The sequence below is a fragment of the Halorubrum sp. Atlit-8R genome (assembly GCF_003666025.1).
Lineage (GTDB): Archaea > Halobacteriota > Halobacteria > Halobacteriales > Haloferacaceae > Halorubrum > Halorubrum salinarum.
Genome location: NZ_QPLV01000007.1, coordinates 81661 through 99137 on the forward strand (window position 1 = coordinate 81661; position 17477 = coordinate 99137).

The following is a 17477-nucleotide window of genomic DNA, read 5'->3' on the forward strand; positions in this document are numbered from 1 at the left end:
TCACCTTCTCGGAGGACTTTTTGGATCGAGCCCTCGCCCCCTCCGGGGCGCGAAAAACCACTCGTGGCGTCACGCCGGCGGAATGTACACGCTCTGCTCGCCGGCGATCTCTTCGAGGTTGCTCCGATGGCGATGTGAGAAGTAGCACTCGTAGCTGCAGTAGCCACAGAGCACGCCGGTATCATACTCAGCGATGAAGGGACCGCGCCGAGTCATCCAGACGTTCGCTTCGCATTCGGTACACACAGCGCTATCGAGATCGGTTGGTGACGGACCCTCGTACTCGATTTCGAGGATGTCGCTATGTGGTATCGAGTCAGGCCAGACGCCGTGAGACTGCCAGAAGGCCTTGATCCGGGCGAGACTGTGTCGGACTGTCTTCCGAACTGTGACGTGGGAGGCGTCACGTCCGCTATCATCCCATCCATCAGCTGTCCAGAACTCCCCGAACTGCGCGCCGCGATGCAGCCCGTTCCAGTCGAGGCCGACGATGTCGGCCGGTGGGTCGTCCGTGAGTGTCGGTCGGGTCAACTGCTGGATAACGTCCCACTGTTTCGGTGGGCTGCCCCCCAAGATGTGAACACGACGGCCACGCCAGTCGGTCGGCTCGGAGAACTCGTGCGCCATTCGATCGGCATACCCCCGCGAGTAGCCGAGCACAAGGTCGTTCGGGATCGTGTCGATCACCTCGCGACACTTTGGGACGATGATGAGTTCTGCGTCGGGATAACTCGCCTGAACTTCGCGGGCAGCGGCCACGTACTTGTCGACGTCGTCTCCCTCGTACACATCTCCGATCACGCCAACCTTGGGTTCGTATTCGAAAAATCGGGCGACGTACCGATCCAGATCGGGATTCCGAAAGTCGTTATCGAGCATCCCGACGGGGATGTTCAGGTCCTGATACTGGGTCTGCTGGTACCCACAGTCTTCTCGGAACCCAGGCAAGAATCCGAGCCGATACGCATCCAGAGCGAACGGCGCTCGATGGAGGAACGCCACGACGTCGGCTTGTCTGGCAGCGGTGATGTCGCGATCAGTACTGCTGCTGGAGTTGATTTCGAGCGACATGAACATGGGCTGCGAGGGCGAATCCAGCCGCCCTGCACCCTCTCTGAGGGGCAATAAACGGAGCCGCAGTCCGCTATTAACCAACACTAGTCTCCAGAACCCGCACATCGTTGGTTAATATAGAGACGACGTAGCCACCGTGTCCGCTCAACGGTGAGTCAGGCCTTCAGTCGAGTCGGTGGGGAACGATACGATGCCCGCACGGCGTGACCACTGCTTCACTCGGCCCGACGATTGTCACGCTCGCGATTCGGCGATCACAGACCGGACACTGCTGGTGGGCGTTTTCGTTTGCCATATGGAAACGCGAAAACGGATGACTGCGCTAGTTCGTCACCTGCTGGAACCGCTCGCGAAGCGCCTCTTCACGTGCTTCGAACTGCTCGACGTTGGCCTGCAGGTCTTCGTTCACACGCTCGATGCTCGCGAGCGCCCGCTCGCCGGCGAGCGACGCCTGCGACCCGTCGTCGCCGTCCGCCTCCAGCTGCTCCTCGTAGGCTCGTTCGACGCGCTCGATGGTGCCCTCCGGGTTGAACAGGATGTCGTTCGCAACGCGGACGTACTGGTCGAGGGACGTGCCCTCTTTCCCCTGGAAAAAGTGGGTGAGCGCGTATGTCGCGCCGGAGTGCAGCGTCCACATATCGATTGCAAACGGCGACGCTGCGTTCGCTTCGGCGTCCTCGGCAGCACGCTCTGCGAGATAGTCCGGGAATCCCAGCAGGCTGTAAAATTCGGTGACGGTGAACGGGAGCTCGGAGAACTCGAGATCAATCTCCTGCGCATCTCGGATGAACTCGAAGAGATCGTCAGCGACGAGCTCGACCTGTGCGAGAATCTCTTCCCACCAGGTCCGGAAGTCCCGAACGTCCCCGACGTGCTTGATGACCTCCTTATCGGTGAGCGAGCGCATCGAATTCGAGCAGTACCCGTCCTGAGCGAATCCCTCTACGTAGACCGCGTGCTCGCCGAAGAAGTCGTAGCCGGAGGTCACACCCATCGTAATCGGGTCCGAGCGGCCCGGGAGGCGCACCTCGAGGCCGTCGAACATGACGTCCATGTGGACCTCGCCACCGCCCCGGTAGCGTCGAATCTCGCCGAACATCACGTCCCCGAGCGACGTGTCTTCGATGGTCTCCTCGCGAAGGACGTCCTCGAGGGGCTGGTAGACATCGACCGGATTGATGATCGAGTAACTGTCTGTCGGGACGTGAAAGAGGGGGTCAGTTTCAGGCTCGCTCTCCGTCGCTTGGTCGCGAGCCCGACCCGGCTCGACGAGCGCGTTGAATCGCTCCGTCTCGACCCACTCGTCGGTATAGGGGTTTTGATAGGCCACGGTTGTCTCGACGGCCTGGGGGAGGTCGCGAACCGCTTCGGCGAAGGACTCGGGATCGTCGACCGTCTTCTTCTGGCGGTACCACTCGGGTAGTTCTGTGTCGGTTCGTCCGTCGACGCCGGCGAATACGGTGCTGGTTTCTGGATCTTTCATTTGGGTCACCTCGAAATCGGACTCATCAACCGCGACGGCGCTCTCATCACGCGCCCTGCGCCCCTCTCACGGGCGCAAAAACAGCACCTCTTAACCAACACTCTGCCCAAGAATCCAGCGCTGTTGGTTAATCATCTGGACGATCCCGACACCTGTCTTCAACTCTCGAACTCACTCGTCGGGCTGCCGGTGCCGGCGTACCTGCTCCGGATTCGGCACCCACGGATGGGCCTCCCAGCAGTGGAGAGCGTGCTCTCGTGGTGTGTCGAACAGCGCCTCGCAGGACCCACATTCGTAGGTCATCTCGGGCCAGCGTTCGGTGACGAACATCGCGGTCACCGTCGATCTGATCGGGTCTGGGGCGGTCGACCGCCGAACGTAGTCGTACCCGATCACCGTCCGTCGACGAAGAGCCGACCGCGCTAGCCGTTCGGGCTTGTCCGTTGGGAGATACACCCAGCGGACGAACGCCTCTTCCGACGCTTTTGCCGACGGTTGGAGTATGAACCATCGGTCGTGCTCGTCACAGAAGAGATACCGCTCAGTGCCTCGATTCTGGAGATAGAACGGATCACCACGACCGGGAATCAGTCGAAGCCCCACGGACGGCGAGATCGGGCTGAGAAGCCGGTCTTCAAGTGAGGGCGAGCGGGACACACCGGACGACGTCTCGGCCTCGAACTCGTCGAGCGTCACTTCACCGGTCATGATTCGTCACGATCTGGCCTGTCTACGTCTCTCCTCGCTGTTCGCTCGTTGTCGCGCTCGTGCCGGTCGTTGTATCGTTCGAGTTCCCGGCCGATGCACTCCAGCGCCTCGACAGCCCGTTCGATCAGCTGGTAGGTGGATCGGGAGAGACGAAGAGCGTCCATCAGGTGGCCTCCTCGTCCGGCTTGACGAGGTCGTTGCTCTCGGCGATGAGTTCTTGGACGGCAGGGGCAGGATCAGCGTCGACCGGCAGGGTTCGATGATCGAGCGGAGCCGGATACGCGCGATCACCCTGCGCACAGAGTATGAGTAGCCAGTCCTCGCTTCCCTCGCCAAGGACGACGTAGTGGTCGATGTCCTGGCGCTGGAAGACCGTCCGATCTGTCCGGTTCACGACACTCCAATTCGCCGGCAGCGACGCCGACGGGTCGCCACCATCCGGCGTGAGGGCGTGGTGGTCGTTGAACTCGCCGAGTGCAGCTTCGATGTCGTCGCCGGTAAGATGCCAGCAGTCAGCCGGCCCATCGCACGCCAAGTGACTGATCACCTCGTTTCGGAACTGGATGTAGTGTTGGTGAGCGACGTTCTCGTCGTCATAGTAATCGAGGAGGAGCGCACAGGCGAGCTGCGCCGGCCCGCTCCCCACGTAGCCCCACTCGAATCCCGCCGGGCTGTGTCGTACGAGCTCGAGGCTCCGATCCGGGGTGAGGCGCTCGTGTTCGGTGAGCTTTAGCACGACCGGCGTTCCGTCGACGCGCATGCCGACGTACTCGACGTCGTCTGCTGTAGACTGGCTGTGATTACTCTCATCCTGTACTACCGTTCTTGGATGGGTGCTCGAATCGATCTCCATAGGTCGAACGCGGGGCTTCGGATGCCCCGCACCCCTCTTGGGGGCCGACAAACCACACCGGACGAGCACACCCAAGGAGCCACACCGCTGAAAACGCGGGTCTAGAGCCAGTCACTGACGTACGCGACGTGGCCGGAGGGGTCAGATACTGATCGTTCAATGACTGGTCCGTCGCCTGTTCTCTCCCCCGTTGCAAATCAGCGCTCAGAGCCGTAGACAATTGCTGAGCGGCTTTCATAGCCACACTCCCGACACTCGAACCATCGTTGGATTTTGGCGCCGTCAGCACTCTTCTGGCCGACGACGACCTCGTTGTTCGGGCACTCTGGACAGCGGAGGTCGGGCTCGGGGCGCTTTTCGAGTTCGTCCCGAAGCGATGAGGCGTCCTTCGTCGCGAATCCGCGCGACCACACCGGGTAGCCGTCGACGAGAATCGCCGCCCGCCACTTATGCACGTACGAGTCCGGCGCTCGGTGCAGGACTGCTCGCGCGTCGGTCTCTATATTTCGGTACGCCAGGGTCGGAGTACGGCTCTCTCGCGTCCAATTGGTGAGTCGTGTCATCGTTGTTCCTCGAAGAGACAGCGAGCAGCTGCGTCGTCGCCGGCGAGCGTCTGCTGGTCCTCGGCTGTGTCGGCGAAAAGACTGGACTGCTCACCCTCGGATGTTTGCTCAACTTCGGGTCGATCGTCGACGCCGAACTCACACGCCTCAGGCTGATCAAGACGCGAATCCCGGTCACGATGATCCACGTCAGCGCCGAAGTCCTCAAGCGAGGTCTCAACGCTTGTTTCGGTTACTTCGAGTTGGCCATCGTCACGGAATGCGGTCTGTCGTTGAATCTCGATCTCTGGTCGATCGCTCATCTGGATTGAGCCTCCACCCACCGAGGCTCCGACAGACACCTCCGGGCGTTGGGTCAATCGTCTTGTGCGCGGATTTCGCTGGCCCGCTGTTCAAGCCGGCGGAGGATTTGGACCCGTTGCTGATTCGCGTTCTCGTAGGCGACGCAGGCTCGCAGCGTCTCCATATCGTTGATCGTCACGATACCAGCGTTGATGAGTCGCGTATTCGATGGCTCGAGCCGTTGTTCTGGCGAAAGCTCGCCTTCGTCTGTTGTTTGACCGTCTGGATTGCTCACTGATAATCGCCTCCGCCACTGCTGAGGCGACAAAAAACTCCCCTCGCCGTTACCCGTCTTCTTCCTCGGGTTGGATCTGGCGAGCGTCCTCCGCGAGATCGTGGATGTATTCTCTGAGGGTTTCCATGTCCTCGCGAGCGTCTTCGAGGGTCTTGCCTTTCGCTTTCGCGATTACCTCGTCCTGATCTCTGGTACCGGTTCCACGCTTGAGCTTTACGGTGAGGGAGACGCCGACGTCACTTCGTTCGACGTACTCCGTTCGTGTCGTCTGTTCGCTCGATTCAGCCGATTCGCCATCCGTACGAGATGGTTGGGTATGTTCTGACATGGATTTCTTTCGGTGATTGGTATTTAGATGGACGGTGCGGCCGGCTCGCCGGGTGTTTCGTGAAGGACTGCGTCGATCTCGGGCCCGGTGAGTCGCCAGCGTCCAGCAGACCCAGCACAGTCCAGTTGGCTCACGACCTCGGTTTTGAATGCCTGGTAGTGGTCGAGGGCGAACGCCTCGTCTCCCGTGTAGTCGAGGAGGAGTGCGAGCGCGAGTTGTGCCGGACCACTACCACCATATCCCCATTCGAATCCCGAGGGACTGTGATTCACCAGCGCGAGACTCCGTTCTGGTGTGAGCCGTTCTTGGCCGGGACGTTTCTCAACGATAGCCTGCCCGCTCTGCCGATACCCGACGTAGACGATGTCGCAGCCGCTCGCTGGGCGTGTCTGTTCAATCGAGTGTGTGTCGCTAGGTCTACTCATCGGTCTGTTCGGGAGCTACTCGTTCGAGCACCCCCGCACCCCTCAGGGGGTGAAAAACAGTCACAGGGACTGCTTGCCCCTACGCGAGATGGGAGATATCGGCTGGTTCCTCCACGTCGTCGAATTCACCACGCTCGACCGGCTCCCAATCCTCCCCAGGTGCTGGACTCCACCAGTCGACTTTGTAGGCCCCCGGTGCGCCGAGGATTTTCACCCGTGCCGATCCATCGGGTAGGTCACGACGGAACTTCTCGTCGACGTGAAGGTTCCACGTCGAGTCGGTGTCGAAGCACGCGAGCACAGCCTCCTCGTAGCCACGGTCTTCTCTGGATTCCCGGAGGATGACCTGCGTGTTGCAGTTCTTGCAGAACACTCCCTCGAAGGGAATGTGACTGAATATCTCGTGCCCGCAGACCGGACACCAGAGGAACTCGAACAGTGCTTCGCTGTGGCGGTCGATGACTTCCAGACTCATCTGTGGATCTGGCCCGCTTGAGACGGGCCACCCATCCCGGCCCACAAATAAACGTCATTCGCCGTGAGGGATGTCGATTGGTGCTGTACTGCTGGCAAAGGTTTATCAGACCACACTGTGTATGGTTTTGTATGTCCGCTCCCACGGCCGGAGAAGCCGGAGACGAAGCCGATAATGAGTCTCCTGAAGCTGTTTCTCCTGAGGAGGCACTTGAGATGCTGCCTGACGAAGACGAGTTTGAGGCCGAATTCTAACACTCGCCTTTATTACTCCTGTTTGCTTGCTGTTCGTATAGATGGGCCGACGATACGTCGTGTTCTTTGAGCCAGCTCTGACGAATCTTGATGCGATGGGGAATCATATGGCGACACGGCTGGAAAACCAAATCACGGATTTTCTTGATGCTTGGCGCCCTGAGGCCGCTTTTGCAAAACCGCTGCAGAGTGATTTATGGCAGTTCAAATGGTCTCCTAGAAATGGTAGCGGTGCGAGAGCGTTTTCTGGGTACTTTGCCGGTGACGAACACAACATCGCGCTTGTGCTGGTAACGTTCAAAAAGAATAACGAGGACAAGTTCAATCTCCAACAGAAGGCATTCAATTCTCGTGCAAAGTCATTAAATAGAACACTTGATAGTAAGTCTCCTTCAGATATCGGCACTTGGCTGGAAGACCAGCGGAACAATTCCGATAGAAAAGTTCTCGACGAAACCGATATTTAGCACGGTAAAGGCGGGGATGTCCCCTCAGCGCTCGGCGCCGTACACGATCCTTGAGGGCGCTTCGTACCCACAGTTCCGACACTCGAACCAGCGCTGGACCTTCGCACCGTCAGCCGATTTATCACCGACGACCACGTCACCGTCCAGACACTCCCGACAACTCATCTCGGGAGCAGGTTGGTCGCGGAGAACGTTCCTGAACGCGTTCGCGTCTTTCGTCTCGTACCCCCGCGACCACACTGGGTAGCCGTCGACGAGGATTGCGCCACGCCACTTGTAGCGGTACGAGTCCGGGGCTCGGTGTAGGACAGCCCGAGCGCCGGTCTCGGTATTCCGGTATGCGAGTGTGGGTGTGCGGCTCTCGCGCTTCCAATTTGTGATCCGGGACATCTGTTAGAAGTGGACGTCGGCGGGCACGATCCAGAGCTCCTCGCTCTCCTCCAGCACTCGATCCAGGTGGTCACGGTGACGGATACCGTTCCCATATTCGTTGTACAGGAATATCGTTGGCCCGTCGTAGGCACCGACCTGGTGGAACGCGTGCCGAGCGAGATCTTCGTCGCGCATGATCTCCTCGTTGGAGAGCTCCTCGATGGCCTCTTTCACCCGGTCGAGATTACGCTCGAATTCCTCCTTCGTCGCCTCCCAGCCACGCTCGAGCAGGTCTTCGCCGTCATCGGAGTCGACGGGGGCTGCCGTCGGCAACTCCCCCCATCGTGCCTTCCCCGCAACGGACGTGTCCTCCTCGTCGAAGGTCACATAGTAGTCGAAGACGGCGCCGGCATGTGGGTCCGCGCCGACCAGGCGATCGAACACCGTCTTTCCGGTGACCAGCGCGTCGTCGTGCGTCGATGCCTCTACCAGTGCGTAAATCACCATATGCATCTCGAACACCTCGAAACGCCGACGCATCGGGAGTGATTGCTCGCTCGCTCCTGCTGCGCCGGCACCCATCGCCGGTGCAATAACAAACACGGCTCTCATGAGAACTCATAACTGATGATTGGCATCTGAGGCTGTGTGAATGGCTGAACGTAGTATGAGTGGCTTGAGCTATATTGGGTGTGTGATTGATTAGAACAGAAGGGAACTTTTACGGCTGAATGTGTTTGGAATGAAATGAGGATCGCAACCAAATCGGACTTCTCCTCAACACAGTACTGCTGTTTTCGATTCTAAGTAGTTCCAAATACAAAACCAGATACCTGAAAGCAGTCGATCCTACGCGATTTCACCCGGAACGCGTCACGAGTCGGTCAGAAGTTGCCGAAGCACGTAGTGCAGGATACCGCCGTGTTCAACATATCGCACACCGGCGGGCGTCCCGACCTGGGCCGTCACCGGGAACTCGACCGACGACCCGTCCGACCGCTCCGCAGTCACCGTCAACTCGGCCATCGGCTCCAGCCCGTCGTCCAACCCGTAGATAGCGAAGACTTCTGACCCGTCTAGTCCGAGCGCTTCACACGAGTCGCCGTCCTGGAACTGCAACGGCAGCACGCCCATCCCGACGAGATTGTCCCGGTAGATGCGCTCGTAGCTCTCGGCGATGGTTGCGCGAACGCCGAGGAGGTCGGTTCCCTTCGCCGCCCAGTCACGACTCGAGCCGGTTCCGAACTCCTCGCCCGCCATCACGACGAGGGGCGTCCCCTCCTCGTGGTAGCGCTGGCTGGCCTCGAACACGGTCGTCTGCTCGTCCGTCGGCTGGTGAATCGTGTAGCCGCCTTCGACGTCGTCGAGCATCTGGTTCTCGATGCGGACGTTGGCGAACGTCCCCCGCATCATCACCTCGTGGTTGCCCCGGCGGGCACCGTACGTGTTGAACTCGTGAGGCTCGACACCGTGGTCCATCAGCCACTGCCCGGCGGGGAGGTCCGAGCCGAACGGTCCTGCGGGGCTGATGTGGTCGGTCGTCACCGTATCACCCAGTGTCAACAGACACCGTGCATCCTCGACGTTGGAGACGCTAGGTTTCTCCAGTGGGAAGTCCTTGAAAAACGGCGGTTCCCGGATGTACGTCGAGTCCTCGTCCCACTCGTAGACCTCGCCAGTCGGCGCATCCAACGCCTCCCATCGTTCGTCGCCCTCGAACACGGAGGCGTACTTCTCCTCGAACATCGACGGGTCGACGAAGTCGTGGACGGCTTCGTGGATCTCGTCGCTGTCCGGCCAGAGGTCCGACAGATAGACCGGGTTGCCGTCCTCGTCGTACCCCAGCGGGTCGTGCTCCAGATCGATGTCCATCCGACCGGCCAGCCCGTATGCCACCACCAGCGGTGGGCTGGCGAGGTAGTTCGCCCGCACTTTTGGATGGATGCGTGCCTCGAAGTTCCGATTCCCGGAGAGTACGCTCGTCGTCCAGAGGTCGTGTTCGTCGATCGCGGTCTCAATCGGTTCGGGGAGTGGCCCTGCGTTTCCGATGCAGGTCGTACAGCCGTAGCCCACGACGTTGTAACCCAGGTCTTCGAGGTACGGCAAGAGTCCCGATGCTTCGAGGTACTGGGTGACGACGCGGCTGCCGGGTGCGAGGCTGGTCTTGACGTAGTCCGGGACGTCGAGGCCGCGCTCGACGGCGTTCTTCGCCAGGAGCCCGGCTGCCAGCATCACGGACGGATTTGACGTGTTCGTACAGCTGGTGATGGCGCTAACGACGACGCTCCCGTGCCCGATCTCGATTTCGTTGCCGTCGAGGTTCACTGTAGCGCGCTTCGTGAGGGGTCCCAGATTCTGTTTTTCAGTGTCGCCCGCTTGTTGAACGCCGCCGTCAGTTCGTTCGGCGTCGGTTGGTTCTCCGGTCAACTCGGCCTGGGTGTTGCCGCCCTCTCCGAGCCACCGGGCCAGCGCCTCCTCATCGATTTCATCGAGGGCTTCTTCGAACTCGCCGTGGAGTAACTCCCGGAAGTGGCCCCGCATGTCACCCATCTCGACGCGGGACTGGGGCTTCTTGGGGCCGGCGAGGCTTGGAGTGACTGTCGAGAGGTCCAGTTCGACTGTCTCGGTGTATTCGGGATTCTGCTCGCCGAACAACCCCTGGGCGTCCAGGTAGTTCCGGACGAGTTCGATGTGTTTCTCGTCGCGGCCCGTCAGTTCGAGGTAGTCGAGGGTGGCCTCGTCGACGGGGAACATGCTGATGGTCGAGCCCTGCTCGGGGGCCATATTGGCGATGGTCGCCCGGTCAGGGACGGTCAGCGTCTCCACGGCGGGGCCGTAGAACTCGACGAATCGGTCGACGACGCCGACGTCCCGGAGCAGTTCGGTGACGTGCAGTACGAGGTCGGTCGCTGTCGCACCCTCGGGGAGTTCACCCGTAAGTTTGACGCCGACGACTTCGGGGAGGTTCATCGTGATGGGCTGGCCGAGCATCGCGGCTTCGGCCTCGATGCCACCGACGCCCCAGCCGACGACGCCGATGCCGCCGATCATCGGCGTGTGACTGTCCGTGCCGACGAGCGTGTCCGGAAGCAGCCAGTTCTCGCCGTTCTGCTCGCGTTCGTGGACGACCTGCCCGAGATACTCTAGGTTCACCTGGTGAACAATTCCCGTTCCAGGTGGGACGACGCTGAAGTCGTCGAAGGCGTTTTGCGCCCACTTCAGTGCCCGGTACCGTTCGCTGTTGCGCTCGTACTCCAGTTCGACGTTCTTCTCGTAGGCGTCCTCGCTACCGAAGTAGTCCACTTGGACGCTGTGGTCGATCACGAGGTCGATGGGCACCTCGGGTTCGACGAGAGTTGGGTCGCGGTCCTTGCGGTCGACGGCCGACCGGAGCGCCGCGAGGTCTACGACGGCAGGGACGCCTGTGAGGTCCTGGAGGATGACCCGGGACGGCTGGAACGGAATGTCGGCGTCGGAAACGTCCGGTTGCCAGCCAGCGAGGTCACGGATGTCGTCCTCGGTAATGTCCTCCCCATCGGCGTTTCGGAGGACGGATTCGAGCATGACACGGATGCTAACCGGGAGTTTATCAAGTTCACAGAGGCCTTCCTCTTCGAGGACGGTGAGGTCGGCCATCTTGTAGGTCGTTCCATCGGCTTCGAACTCGCGGATCGCATTGAAGGGGTTCATTATTGTGGAATACTTCAAACGGAGTAACGGTTATTCTTGTCCCCGTTCTCGGGAGACGGGATTCGAGCAGTTGGACCTGCCCGAAGGGGTTCAGAGAGCTCGTTGCTCTCGCGTTCGACGAGTGGTACAGTTCTGCATAAGGTGGCACTGCCTTCCTCGCTAGTGTTCATGGGTTCAGGCACCCGTTTCTTGGCCAGTCTTACTGTCCATGCGTTCAGGCGCGATTCGTGACAACCGCATCGCGTTCCCGGTGACGCCGAGGCTCATCCCCATGTCGCCGACGATGACCGCGACCGCGACGCTCACCAGTCCCAGCGGGACGCCGAGTGCAAGCAGGGCCTTCACGCCGAGGCTCGACCAGATGTTCTGACGGATCACGCCGTTCGCCGTGTGCGACAGCCCGTAGAGATACGGCAGCTTGCCGATGTCGTCGCCCATCAGCGCGATGTCGGCGGTCTCGATTGCGGTGTCCGTTCCGGCCGCGCCCATCGCGATGCCGACCTCAGCGGTCGCCAGCGCAGGCGCGTCGTTGATGCCGTCGCCGACCATCGCCACGTCGCCGTACTCCGCCTGTAACGCCTCCACGGCATCGACCTTCTCGTCGGGCAATAGTTCTGCGCGATACTCGTCGACGCCGACCTGTTCGGCGATCGCACGGGCCGTCCCCTCGTTGTCGCCGGTCAGCATCACGACATGCGCGACGCCGAGTTCGTGCAGCCGTGCGACCGCCCGTTCGGCGGCCGGCCGCACCTCGTCGGCAATGGCGATAATGCCGATCAATTCGGTATCCGTGCCGACGAGGACGACCGTCTTCCCCTCATTCTCGAACCGCGAGATCGCGCCGTCCTCGAGGTCGGTGCAGTCCTCGCGTTCGCACTGCTCGTGGGCCACTTCGGCGACTGCGCCGCCGTCGGCACGGAGGTGGGCGTGCGACAGGTCGAAACCCAACTCCTCGAAGAGGGCGGGCTTGCCTGCATAGTACGTCTCGCCGTCGATGTCTGCGCTGATCCCCTTCCCGGTGATGCTCTCGAATTTCTCGATACTCGGCACGTCATCGCCGGCATCCTTCTCGGCGCGTTCGAGTATCGCCTCGGCGATTGGGTGTTCGCTTCGCTGCTCGAGTGCAGCCGCGTGCCGGAGTACCGTCTCGTCGTTCGTACCGCCAAGCGCTACGACGTCCGTGACCACGAGTTCGCCCTTGGTGAGGGTACCAGTCTTGTCGAGGGCGATGGCGTCGACATCACCCATCGCTTCGAGGTGGTTGCCGCCTTTGATGAGGACACCGTTCTTCGCGGCACTGGTGATCCCCGACACCACGGAGACTGGGGTCGAGATGACAAACGCACACGGGCAGGCGATCACCAGCAGAGTAAGCCCCCGAATGAACCACGCCTGCCAGTCGCCCGCGAAGGTGAACCCGTAACCGGCTAGGTCCACCGACACCGGATCAGCGATAACCAGCGGCGGGATAGCGGCGGTCAGGATTGCCAGCACGACGACGAGGGGTGTGTAGTAGCCGGCGAACTGGTCGACGAACTGCTCGGACTCGGTCTTCTTCGCCTGTGCGCCCTGCACCATCTCGATGATCTGCGAGAGCGTCGACTCCGAGGCGGCCGAAGTGGCCTCGAACTCGAGGTATCCTTCCTCGTTGATGCTGCCCGCGTACACTTCGTCGCCGGCAGCCTTGTCGACGGGGACGCTCTCGCCCGTGATCGGCGACTGGTCGACTGCACTCTCGCCTTCGATGACCGTCCCGTCGAGCGGAATCTTGTCACCGGGGCGAACAACCACGGTCTCGCCCACCTCCACCTCCTCGGCGGGAACGGTCACTTCCTCACCATCGCGAAGGACGGTCGCCTCGTCGGGCGAGAGTTCCATCAGCTCGCGCAGGGAGTCCCGTGCCCTGTCCATCGCGTAGTCCTCGAGCAGCTCGGCGATGCTGAATAGGACGGCCAGCGTGGCGGCCTCGACGAAGTAGCCGATACCGGTCGCGGCGATGATGGCCGTCCCCATTAGCAGGTCGATGTCCAGACTCCGGTTCTTCGCGGAGTAGTACCCGCTACGGACGACCGGGATGCCACTGGCCGCGACGGCGCCGAGGAACAGGACATCTGCGATGTGGAGCGGGTACTCGAGGACACTTGCGATGGCGATATTCTGTCCTGCGAGGAAGAACTCGAAGAGGAGCCCGACGGTGAGGAACGCCGCGCCGAGCCACGTCTTCTTCGCGCGAGGACTCGTCCAGACCTCCGATGGTGGTGCGATGTCGACGCCATCGGCCGCCTGGTTGTCCTCATCATCGCCCTCGGCGTCCGAGCCCCCGACGACCTCGTAGCCGGCGCCTTCAATCGCCTTGACGACGTCGGCTTCGCTAGTCCGATCAGGGTCGTACGTGACGTTGGCTGTGCCGGTGGTCGGCTGGAGCGTGGCGTCAGTAATGCCGTCGACACGCTGGAGGCTCTTGTCCACCTTTTGGGCGCAAGAGGGACAGTCCATCTCGGGGACGACGAGGCGAGCGGTCAGCTCCCGCCGCTGCCCGCCTCCGCTCGTCTCCCCCGCTGCGTCCGGATTCTCTGTCATCACGTCACGGTAGGAGCGGGAGTTCGATATATCTTTGTTGGAATATTCCAAATCAAGGGTCAGCGTGTTGCTGGGGGCTCTTCGGGCAATCGTTCCCCGGCGACGTGCTGCTTCGCCAAGTGTTCCTCCGCCCGGCGGAGCCGGTAGGTGAGCGTCGACCGCGGCACGTCGAGATGCTCGGCCAGTTCGCCGACGTCGACTTCGCGTGGGGACTCGTAGTACCCGTGTTCGACGGCTGCCCGGAGTGCGGCCTCCTGCTCCGGCGACAGACCACTTTGCGTCTCGTCGCTTCCCCCCACCGACGCAGTCGTGTCCGCGGTTCGGAGCATCTCCATCCGGGCGCAGTCCCCGACGGCGACTTCGAGGGCGTCGAAGAACGCGGACACGTCGCCCTCTCCGGAGTGGATGAGTCGCCACGTGTAGTGGTGGCCCTCGTGACGAGTCTCAAACAGCACGCCGTCGCCGAGGTGGTCGCGAGCGATGTGGGGGACTGAGGCGCAGGTCGGAGTGCGCTCCCAATCTGAGTAGAGGATGAGCGCGTCGTCCGTGCGGTCGAGGACGCGGGTGGTCTGTGTGGCGTTGCAGTCCTCGGTGGCGAGACAGTCAGCGTAGTAGTCGCCGTTGAGAAAGGCGTCCTCGATAGCGTCGAGCGCCCCAGGTGTTCCGGTAGCATGGTCGACCCGCCAGAGACGTTCGGCAGTGGCGTGCAGCGAGAGCGAGCGGACGCGGGCGTCGGAGTGGTCGGCGAGAGCGTCAGCCACCCGGTTACAGCCCGGCTCGTATTCGAGTGCGAAGATGAGTTCGCGCATATCTTGTGTACGGCCTCCTACGACATAACCCATGGTCCGGGGTGTTGTCTACTGGCGGGTATCAGATCACGTCGTCCGGGTCGTGGACCTCCTGCATTCGCTGCGCTTCGGCCGCGTATTGTTCCTGGAGGTCTGGCTCATCGACCATGCCAAGATTGTCGAGTTCAGCATCGACTGCTGCCGTCGTATCTCGGACATCGGTAAATGAGGTTAGCGCCCGCTCCTTCCGATAGTACTGTTCGCCATCGGGCGTTGCGTAGGTGAGGATGATCAGATTCTGCTCGTCATCGGAGTACGTCCGTTCGACAAGCCAAACACGAACGTCATCTTCAGACTGATTTGACATACTTAGACGTCCCCCGATATCCACTAAGAGATTGGTGTTACGGCTTGCCGAGACTCGCTGTCTCGAAGGGTGATTCTCCGGTCGGAATGAGCAGCTCCTGTCGGTCTCCGACCCGCTCAGCGAGCTTCCGTTTCAGATACTGTCTCGCCGTTGACGGTGTGAAGACGCCCTTGTCGATCATGTCGCCGACGACATCTTTGAGGGCCGCGAACTGCCCCTGCAGGTGGCCGTCGCCGACTGGCTCGCCGTCGTACCAGCGCACCGTCGCAAGCGCGCCGTTCCCGACCGTCTCTCCCTGTTCGACTGTCTCCGAATCGTACTGCAACCCGAACCACAGCGTTCGGTAGGCGGTCACCTCGAACGTCGGCGACACCACGAAGAACGCCTCGTGGTGGAGGTAGTCGAGATGGTCAGCGACGATCTCGTCGAGGGTGAGCCCGGTGGCTCGGGGCTTCGGCTCGACGACCGTCGACGGTCGGTCCTCGCCAGCGAGGTAGCCGTCGACCGCATCTGCCTCAAGGCCATCGCCCAGTTCAGCCAGCAGCTGTTTCGCCCACTTGGAGTCGGTGTCGTCGCCACCGAATGGCGACTCAGCCGAGATTCGGTGCTTGAGCTTCAGGTTCGCTGCGCCCCAATGGCTGTAGTGGAGCGTGTACTGTCCGTCAGTTCGTTCGTACGCAACGAGTGCGCGGTGTCCCATCGAGCAATCACCTCACGGGGCGACCGCGACTGGATCGCCCCGCACCCCTCCCGGGGGACGAACAACGCTACTCGTCGATCGGTTCGGGGGAACTGAGGTCCGCGTACAGCACCTCACCGTCGCGGATGACGTACCGTTTCGCCAGCACGGGAAATCGGCACTTGGTAAATCCGGCTGTCTGGATGTCGAATTCTTCGTCCGGTTCGAGATACTCCGCGAGCGACCGGAGGAACTCGTGGGTGACGATGCCACCGTCGTAATCAGGAAGACCGTTCTCACGGGCCTCGTACACTTCGAAGCTGTCGTAGCCCCAGATGACGAGCTCGCTGTCGTCGTTCACTTCCCAGTTGAGCGTCCCGAAGCAGTGGTTCTCACAGAGCTGGCGGACGGCCTGTGGGTCTGTTACAAGCGCGCCGGTCGATGTCGTTGCGGCTTGGAGTGTTGCCATGGGTTGTTCTCGGGAGCGGTCTCGCGCCCCCGCACCCCTTCAGGGGGCAAACAACCGCTCACGCTGTGACGGCCACAGGACGATTCGCTGTCGACGCGTCGTACTGTCAGGATTCTCTGTTGACGTCACCGTCTGATGTCGTATTCGGTTGGGTGAGAACATCCACCTGCTCGAGGAGCGTCGTCGCGGTGCTAATTCGCTCTCGATCAGCGGGCTCCAATTGGTCGGCGTCGATACTGGTGAGACTGCTGAGCGCGCGGTGGAGTCGATAGCCGGGGGTGTCTCGTGGGTCCATGTGTGCGCCTCCGCCAATTTCCGGCGCGAAAAAACACCGGCGAGCAGTCAGCGGGGCAGTCTGGGAGTGATCACGAACTGACCTCTAGTTAACCAACAGAACGAGTCGATATCAGGGTTCGTTGGTTAAACTGACTCCGTCTCTATTGATCGGCTTCTGGTTCGGGTCCATAGCGAGGTGTCCCGCACCGCTGACACTCCCACATGGGCTGCCCGGTCCACTCATCATCGGGGACAGCCTCGAATTCGCGGAATCGATGCTTAGTCTCCCGATCACATTCCCGACACTCGAGGTGAGTCCTGTTTGGGCGCTCGCGTCGTGGCTGTTCGGTATCGGTCTTGTCAACGGATTCCTGGAGCGCAATCGCTGGCACCAGCCAGAAGTCGTCGTCTGCGTCCTCACGAAGGCTTGCAAGCCCCTCTTCGGTGCGAACCGCGCTCCCGGTTTCGTCGTAGAGAAACGTCGCGTGTTCGCCGTCATGACACGACGTCGTCGTCTCTGGCGGCGATGTCTGGTTGCGAGCGGACGTGAGCAGCTGAGTACCACATTCAGACGTGACTCGTGTCGCCGAGGGGAGCGAGGGCCACTGATCGACAAGCTGTGGGGCCGGTTCCTCGTCGAGGTCGTAGATTAGCTTGCAGTCATCGACGACTGGGTCATCATCTGCCTTCGCGAGGAGGGTCGCCGCAGCAGATCCCTTCCCGACGGCGCCGTAGAACGTCGACGCCTCAACGAGCAGCTGGACGACGTGGAGGAGAGTGCATTCGGCAGTCGATGTGTCCTGGTCGTCGGCTCCTTCGAGATGGTTCGTGAGACAGAACCGGCACTTCGACTGGCCAGCGGGGATTGACGCTCCACAGGAAGCGCACTCGGTCTCATCTGCTGTCGGGCCGTCTGGATAGCCCGCGTCGACGCCACCGGAGCGCTGCCGCCGGGGCTCACCACTACTACTGGCGAGTTGATCGTCGGGAACGTGGGTCGCTTCGCCGAGCGGTCGGAGGGCTTCGTAGTCGGCGTACTGGTCGGTCAT

23 protein-coding genes are annotated in these 17477 nt (G+C 61.4%); 2 read left to right on the forward strand and 21 right to left on the reverse strand.

Annotated features, from left to right (window positions below; translation table 11 throughout):
- Window positions 1-69 precede the first annotated feature (69 nt).
- From DVK05_RS15645 to DVK05_RS15690, 11 genes are all read right to left on the reverse strand, one after another.
- Entirely contained in the window at window positions 70-1071 is a 1002-nt protein-coding gene (locus DVK05_RS15645) for a DUF6610 family protein (protein ID WP_092635775.1), read from the reverse strand.
- A gap of 325 nt (window positions 1072-1396) precedes the next feature.
- Window positions 1397-2557: a hypothetical protein gene (locus DVK05_RS15650; protein WP_092635724.1), complete on the reverse strand. Its 1161-nt coding sequence runs from the start codon at window positions 2555-2557 to the stop codon at window positions 1397-1399.
- 171 nt (window positions 2558-2728) lie between these two features.
- Complete coding sequence (locus DVK05_RS15655) at window positions 2729-3265, reverse strand: hypothetical protein (protein ID WP_092635722.1); 537 nt, start codon at window positions 3263-3265, stop codon at window positions 2729-2731.
- A complete protein-coding gene (locus DVK05_RS17435; RefSeq protein ID WP_176791249.1) occupies window positions 3262-3429 on the reverse strand; it encodes a hypothetical protein in 168 nt (55 codons plus the stop codon). The genes DVK05_RS15655 and DVK05_RS17435 overlap by 4 nt, the downstream gene beginning before the upstream one ends.
- A complete protein-coding gene (locus tag DVK05_RS15660; RefSeq protein ID WP_092635720.1) occupies window positions 3429-4118 on the reverse strand; it encodes a DUF6166 domain-containing protein in 690 nt (229 codons plus the stop codon). Before DVK05_RS15660 ends, DVK05_RS17435 begins: the two co-directional genes overlap by 1 nt.
- 197 nt (window positions 4119-4315) lie before the next feature.
- Window positions 4316-4681, reverse strand: coding sequence for a hypothetical protein (locus DVK05_RS15665; protein ID WP_092635718.1), 366 nt, complete (start codon window positions 4679-4681; stop codon window positions 4316-4318).
- Entirely contained in the window at window positions 4678-4983 is a 306-nt protein-coding gene (locus DVK05_RS15670; RefSeq protein ID WP_092635716.1) for a hypothetical protein, read from the reverse strand. Before DVK05_RS15670 ends, DVK05_RS15665 begins: the two co-directional genes overlap by 4 nt.
- Before the next feature lie 53 nt (window positions 4984-5036).
- Window positions 5037-5258 (reverse strand): hypothetical protein, encoded by a 222-nt coding sequence (locus DVK05_RS15675; RefSeq protein ID WP_092635714.1) that lies wholly within the window; start codon window positions 5256-5258, stop codon window positions 5037-5039.
- A 49-nt stretch (window positions 5259-5307) separates the two neighbouring features.
- A complete protein-coding gene (locus DVK05_RS15680) occupies window positions 5308-5586 on the reverse strand; it encodes a hypothetical protein (protein WP_092635712.1) in 279 nt (92 codons plus the stop codon).
- 23 nt (window positions 5587-5609) lie between these two features.
- Window positions 5610-6011 carry a DUF6166 domain-containing protein gene (locus DVK05_RS15685; RefSeq protein WP_092635710.1) on the reverse strand — a complete coding sequence of 134 codons (402 nt, stop codon included), beginning with the start codon at window positions 6009-6011 and terminating at the stop codon, window positions 5610-5612.
- Between the two features lie 79 nt (window positions 6012-6090).
- Window positions 6091-6486 carry a hypothetical protein gene (locus DVK05_RS15690; RefSeq protein ID WP_092635708.1) on the reverse strand — a complete coding sequence of 132 codons (396 nt, stop codon included), beginning with the start codon at window positions 6484-6486 and terminating at the stop codon, window positions 6091-6093.
- A 131-nt stretch (window positions 6487-6617) separates the two neighbouring features.
- On the opposite strand from DVK05_RS15690, the gene DVK05_RS17725 reads away from it, so the two are divergent.
- Complete coding sequence (locus tag DVK05_RS17725) at window positions 6618-6740, forward strand: hypothetical protein (protein WP_255409719.1); 123 nt, start codon at window positions 6618-6620, stop codon at window positions 6738-6740.
- Between the two features lie 41 nt (window positions 6741-6781).
- Window positions 6782-7207 (forward strand): hypothetical protein, encoded by a 426-nt coding sequence (locus tag DVK05_RS17000; RefSeq protein ID WP_144800164.1) that lies wholly within the window; start codon window positions 6782-6784, stop codon window positions 7205-7207.
- 24 nt (window positions 7208-7231) lie between these two features.
- On the opposite strand, the gene DVK05_RS15695 is transcribed toward DVK05_RS17000, so the two are convergent.
- From DVK05_RS15695 to DVK05_RS15740, 10 genes are all read right to left on the reverse strand, one after another.
- Window positions 7232-7597, reverse strand: a complete 366-nt coding sequence (locus DVK05_RS15695) for a hypothetical protein (RefSeq protein ID WP_092635706.1) — start codon at window positions 7595-7597, stop codon at window positions 7232-7234.
- A gap of 3 nt (window positions 7598-7600) precedes the next feature.
- Complete coding sequence (locus DVK05_RS15700; RefSeq protein WP_092635773.1) at window positions 7601-8092, reverse strand: hypothetical protein; 492 nt, start codon at window positions 8090-8092, stop codon at window positions 7601-7603.
- A 360-nt stretch (window positions 8093-8452) separates the two neighbouring features.
- Window positions 8453-11269 (reverse strand): aconitate hydratase, encoded by a 2817-nt coding sequence (locus tag DVK05_RS15705; protein WP_092635704.1) that lies wholly within the window; start codon window positions 11267-11269, stop codon window positions 8453-8455.
- 174 nt (window positions 11270-11443) lie between these two features.
- On the reverse strand, window positions 11444-13849 hold the full coding sequence (locus DVK05_RS15710) for a cation-translocating P-type ATPase (protein WP_121564771.1): 2406 nt from the start codon (window positions 13847-13849) through the stop codon (window positions 11444-11446).
- Window positions 13850-13908: 59 nt separating this feature from the next.
- Window positions 13909-14658 (reverse strand): helix-turn-helix domain-containing protein, encoded by a 750-nt coding sequence (locus DVK05_RS15715; RefSeq protein ID WP_121564773.1) that lies wholly within the window; start codon window positions 14656-14658, stop codon window positions 13909-13911.
- Window positions 14659-14719: 61 nt separating this feature from the next.
- Window positions 14720-15004: a hypothetical protein gene (locus tag DVK05_RS15720; protein ID WP_115803949.1), complete on the reverse strand. Its 285-nt coding sequence runs from the start codon at window positions 15002-15004 to the stop codon at window positions 14720-14722.
- Window positions 15005-15041: 37 nt separating this feature from the next.
- Window positions 15042-15704, reverse strand: coding sequence for a DUF6735 family protein (locus tag DVK05_RS15725; RefSeq protein ID WP_121564775.1), 663 nt, complete (start codon window positions 15702-15704; stop codon window positions 15042-15044).
- 67 nt (window positions 15705-15771) lie between these two features.
- Window positions 15772-16152 carry a hypothetical protein gene (locus tag DVK05_RS15730; protein ID WP_121564777.1) on the reverse strand — a complete coding sequence of 127 codons (381 nt, stop codon included), beginning with the start codon at window positions 16150-16152 and terminating at the stop codon, window positions 15772-15774.
- Window positions 16153-16258: 106 nt separating this feature from the next.
- On the reverse strand, window positions 16259-16447 hold the full coding sequence (locus DVK05_RS17595) for a hypothetical protein (protein WP_121564779.1): 189 nt from the start codon (window positions 16445-16447) through the stop codon (window positions 16259-16261).
- A 142-nt stretch (window positions 16448-16589) separates the two neighbouring features.
- A complete protein-coding gene (locus DVK05_RS15740; protein ID WP_121564781.1) occupies window positions 16590-17477 on the reverse strand; it encodes a hypothetical protein in 888 nt (295 codons plus the stop codon).

Coding starts and splice junctions, on each gene's coding strand:
- DVK05_RS15645 (WP_092635775.1), bottom strand. CDS start 1,071: ATGTCGCTCGAAATCAACTCCAGCAGCAGTACTGATCGCGACATCACC.
- DVK05_RS15650 (WP_092635724.1), bottom strand. CDS start 2,557: ATGAAAGATCCAGAAACCAGCACCGTATTCGCCGGCGTCGACGGACGA.
- DVK05_RS15655 (WP_092635722.1), bottom strand. CDS start 3,265: ATGACCGGTGAAGTGACGCTCGACGAGTTCGAGGCCGAGACGTCGTCC.
- DVK05_RS17435 (WP_176791249.1), bottom strand. CDS start 3,429: ATGGACGCTCTTCGTCTCTCCCGATCCACCTACCAGCTGATCGAACGG.
- DVK05_RS15660 (WP_092635720.1), bottom strand. CDS start 4,118: ATGGAGATCGATTCGAGCACCCATCCAAGAACGGTAGTACAGGATGAG.
- DVK05_RS15665 (WP_092635718.1), bottom strand. CDS start 4,681: ATGACACGACTCACCAATTGGACGCGAGAGAGCCGTACTCCGACCCTG.
- DVK05_RS15670 (WP_092635716.1), bottom strand. CDS start 4,983: ATGAGCGATCGACCAGAGATCGAGATTCAACGACAGACCGCATTCCGT.
- DVK05_RS15680 (WP_092635712.1), bottom strand. CDS start 5,586: ATGTCAGAACATACCCAACCATCTCGTACGGATGGCGAATCGGCTGAA.
- DVK05_RS15685 (WP_092635710.1), bottom strand. CDS start 6,011: ATGAGTAGACCTAGCGACACACACTCGATTGAACAGACACGCCCAGCG.
- DVK05_RS15690 (WP_092635708.1), bottom strand. CDS start 6,486: ATGAGTCTGGAAGTCATCGACCGCCACAGCGAAGCACTGTTCGAGTTC.
- DVK05_RS17725 (WP_255409719.1), top strand. CDS start 6,618: ATGTCCGCTCCCACGGCCGGAGAAGCCGGAGACGAAGCCGATAATGAG.
- DVK05_RS17000 (WP_144800164.1), top strand. CDS start 6,782: ATGGGCCGACGATACGTCGTGTTCTTTGAGCCAGCTCTGACGAATCTT.
- DVK05_RS15695 (WP_092635706.1), bottom strand. CDS start 7,597: ATGTCCCGGATCACAAATTGGAAGCGCGAGAGCCGCACACCCACACTC.
- DVK05_RS15700 (WP_092635773.1), bottom strand. CDS start 8,092: ATGCATATGGTGATTTACGCACTGGTAGAGGCATCGACGCACGACGAC.
- DVK05_RS15705 (WP_092635704.1), bottom strand. CDS start 11,269: ATGAACCCCTTCAATGCGATCCGCGAGTTCGAAGCCGATGGAACGACC.
- DVK05_RS15710 (WP_121564771.1), bottom strand. CDS start 13,849: ATGACAGAGAATCCGGACGCAGCGGGGGAGACGAGCGGAGGCGGGCAG.
- DVK05_RS15715 (WP_121564773.1), bottom strand. CDS start 14,658: ATGCGCGAACTCATCTTCGCACTCGAATACGAGCCGGGCTGTAACCGG.
- DVK05_RS15720 (WP_115803949.1), bottom strand. CDS start 15,004: ATGTCAAATCAGTCTGAAGATGACGTTCGTGTTTGGCTTGTCGAACGG.
- DVK05_RS15725 (WP_121564775.1), bottom strand. CDS start 15,704: ATGGGACACCGCGCACTCGTTGCGTACGAACGAACTGACGGACAGTAC.
- DVK05_RS15730 (WP_121564777.1), bottom strand. CDS start 16,152: ATGGCAACACTCCAAGCCGCAACGACATCGACCGGCGCGCTTGTAACA.
- DVK05_RS17595 (WP_121564779.1), bottom strand. CDS start 16,447: ATGGACCCACGAGACACCCCCGGCTATCGACTCCACCGCGCGCTCAGC.
- DVK05_RS15740 (WP_121564781.1), bottom strand. CDS start 17,477: ATGACCGACCAGTACGCCGACTACGAAGCCCTCCGACCGCTCGGCGAA.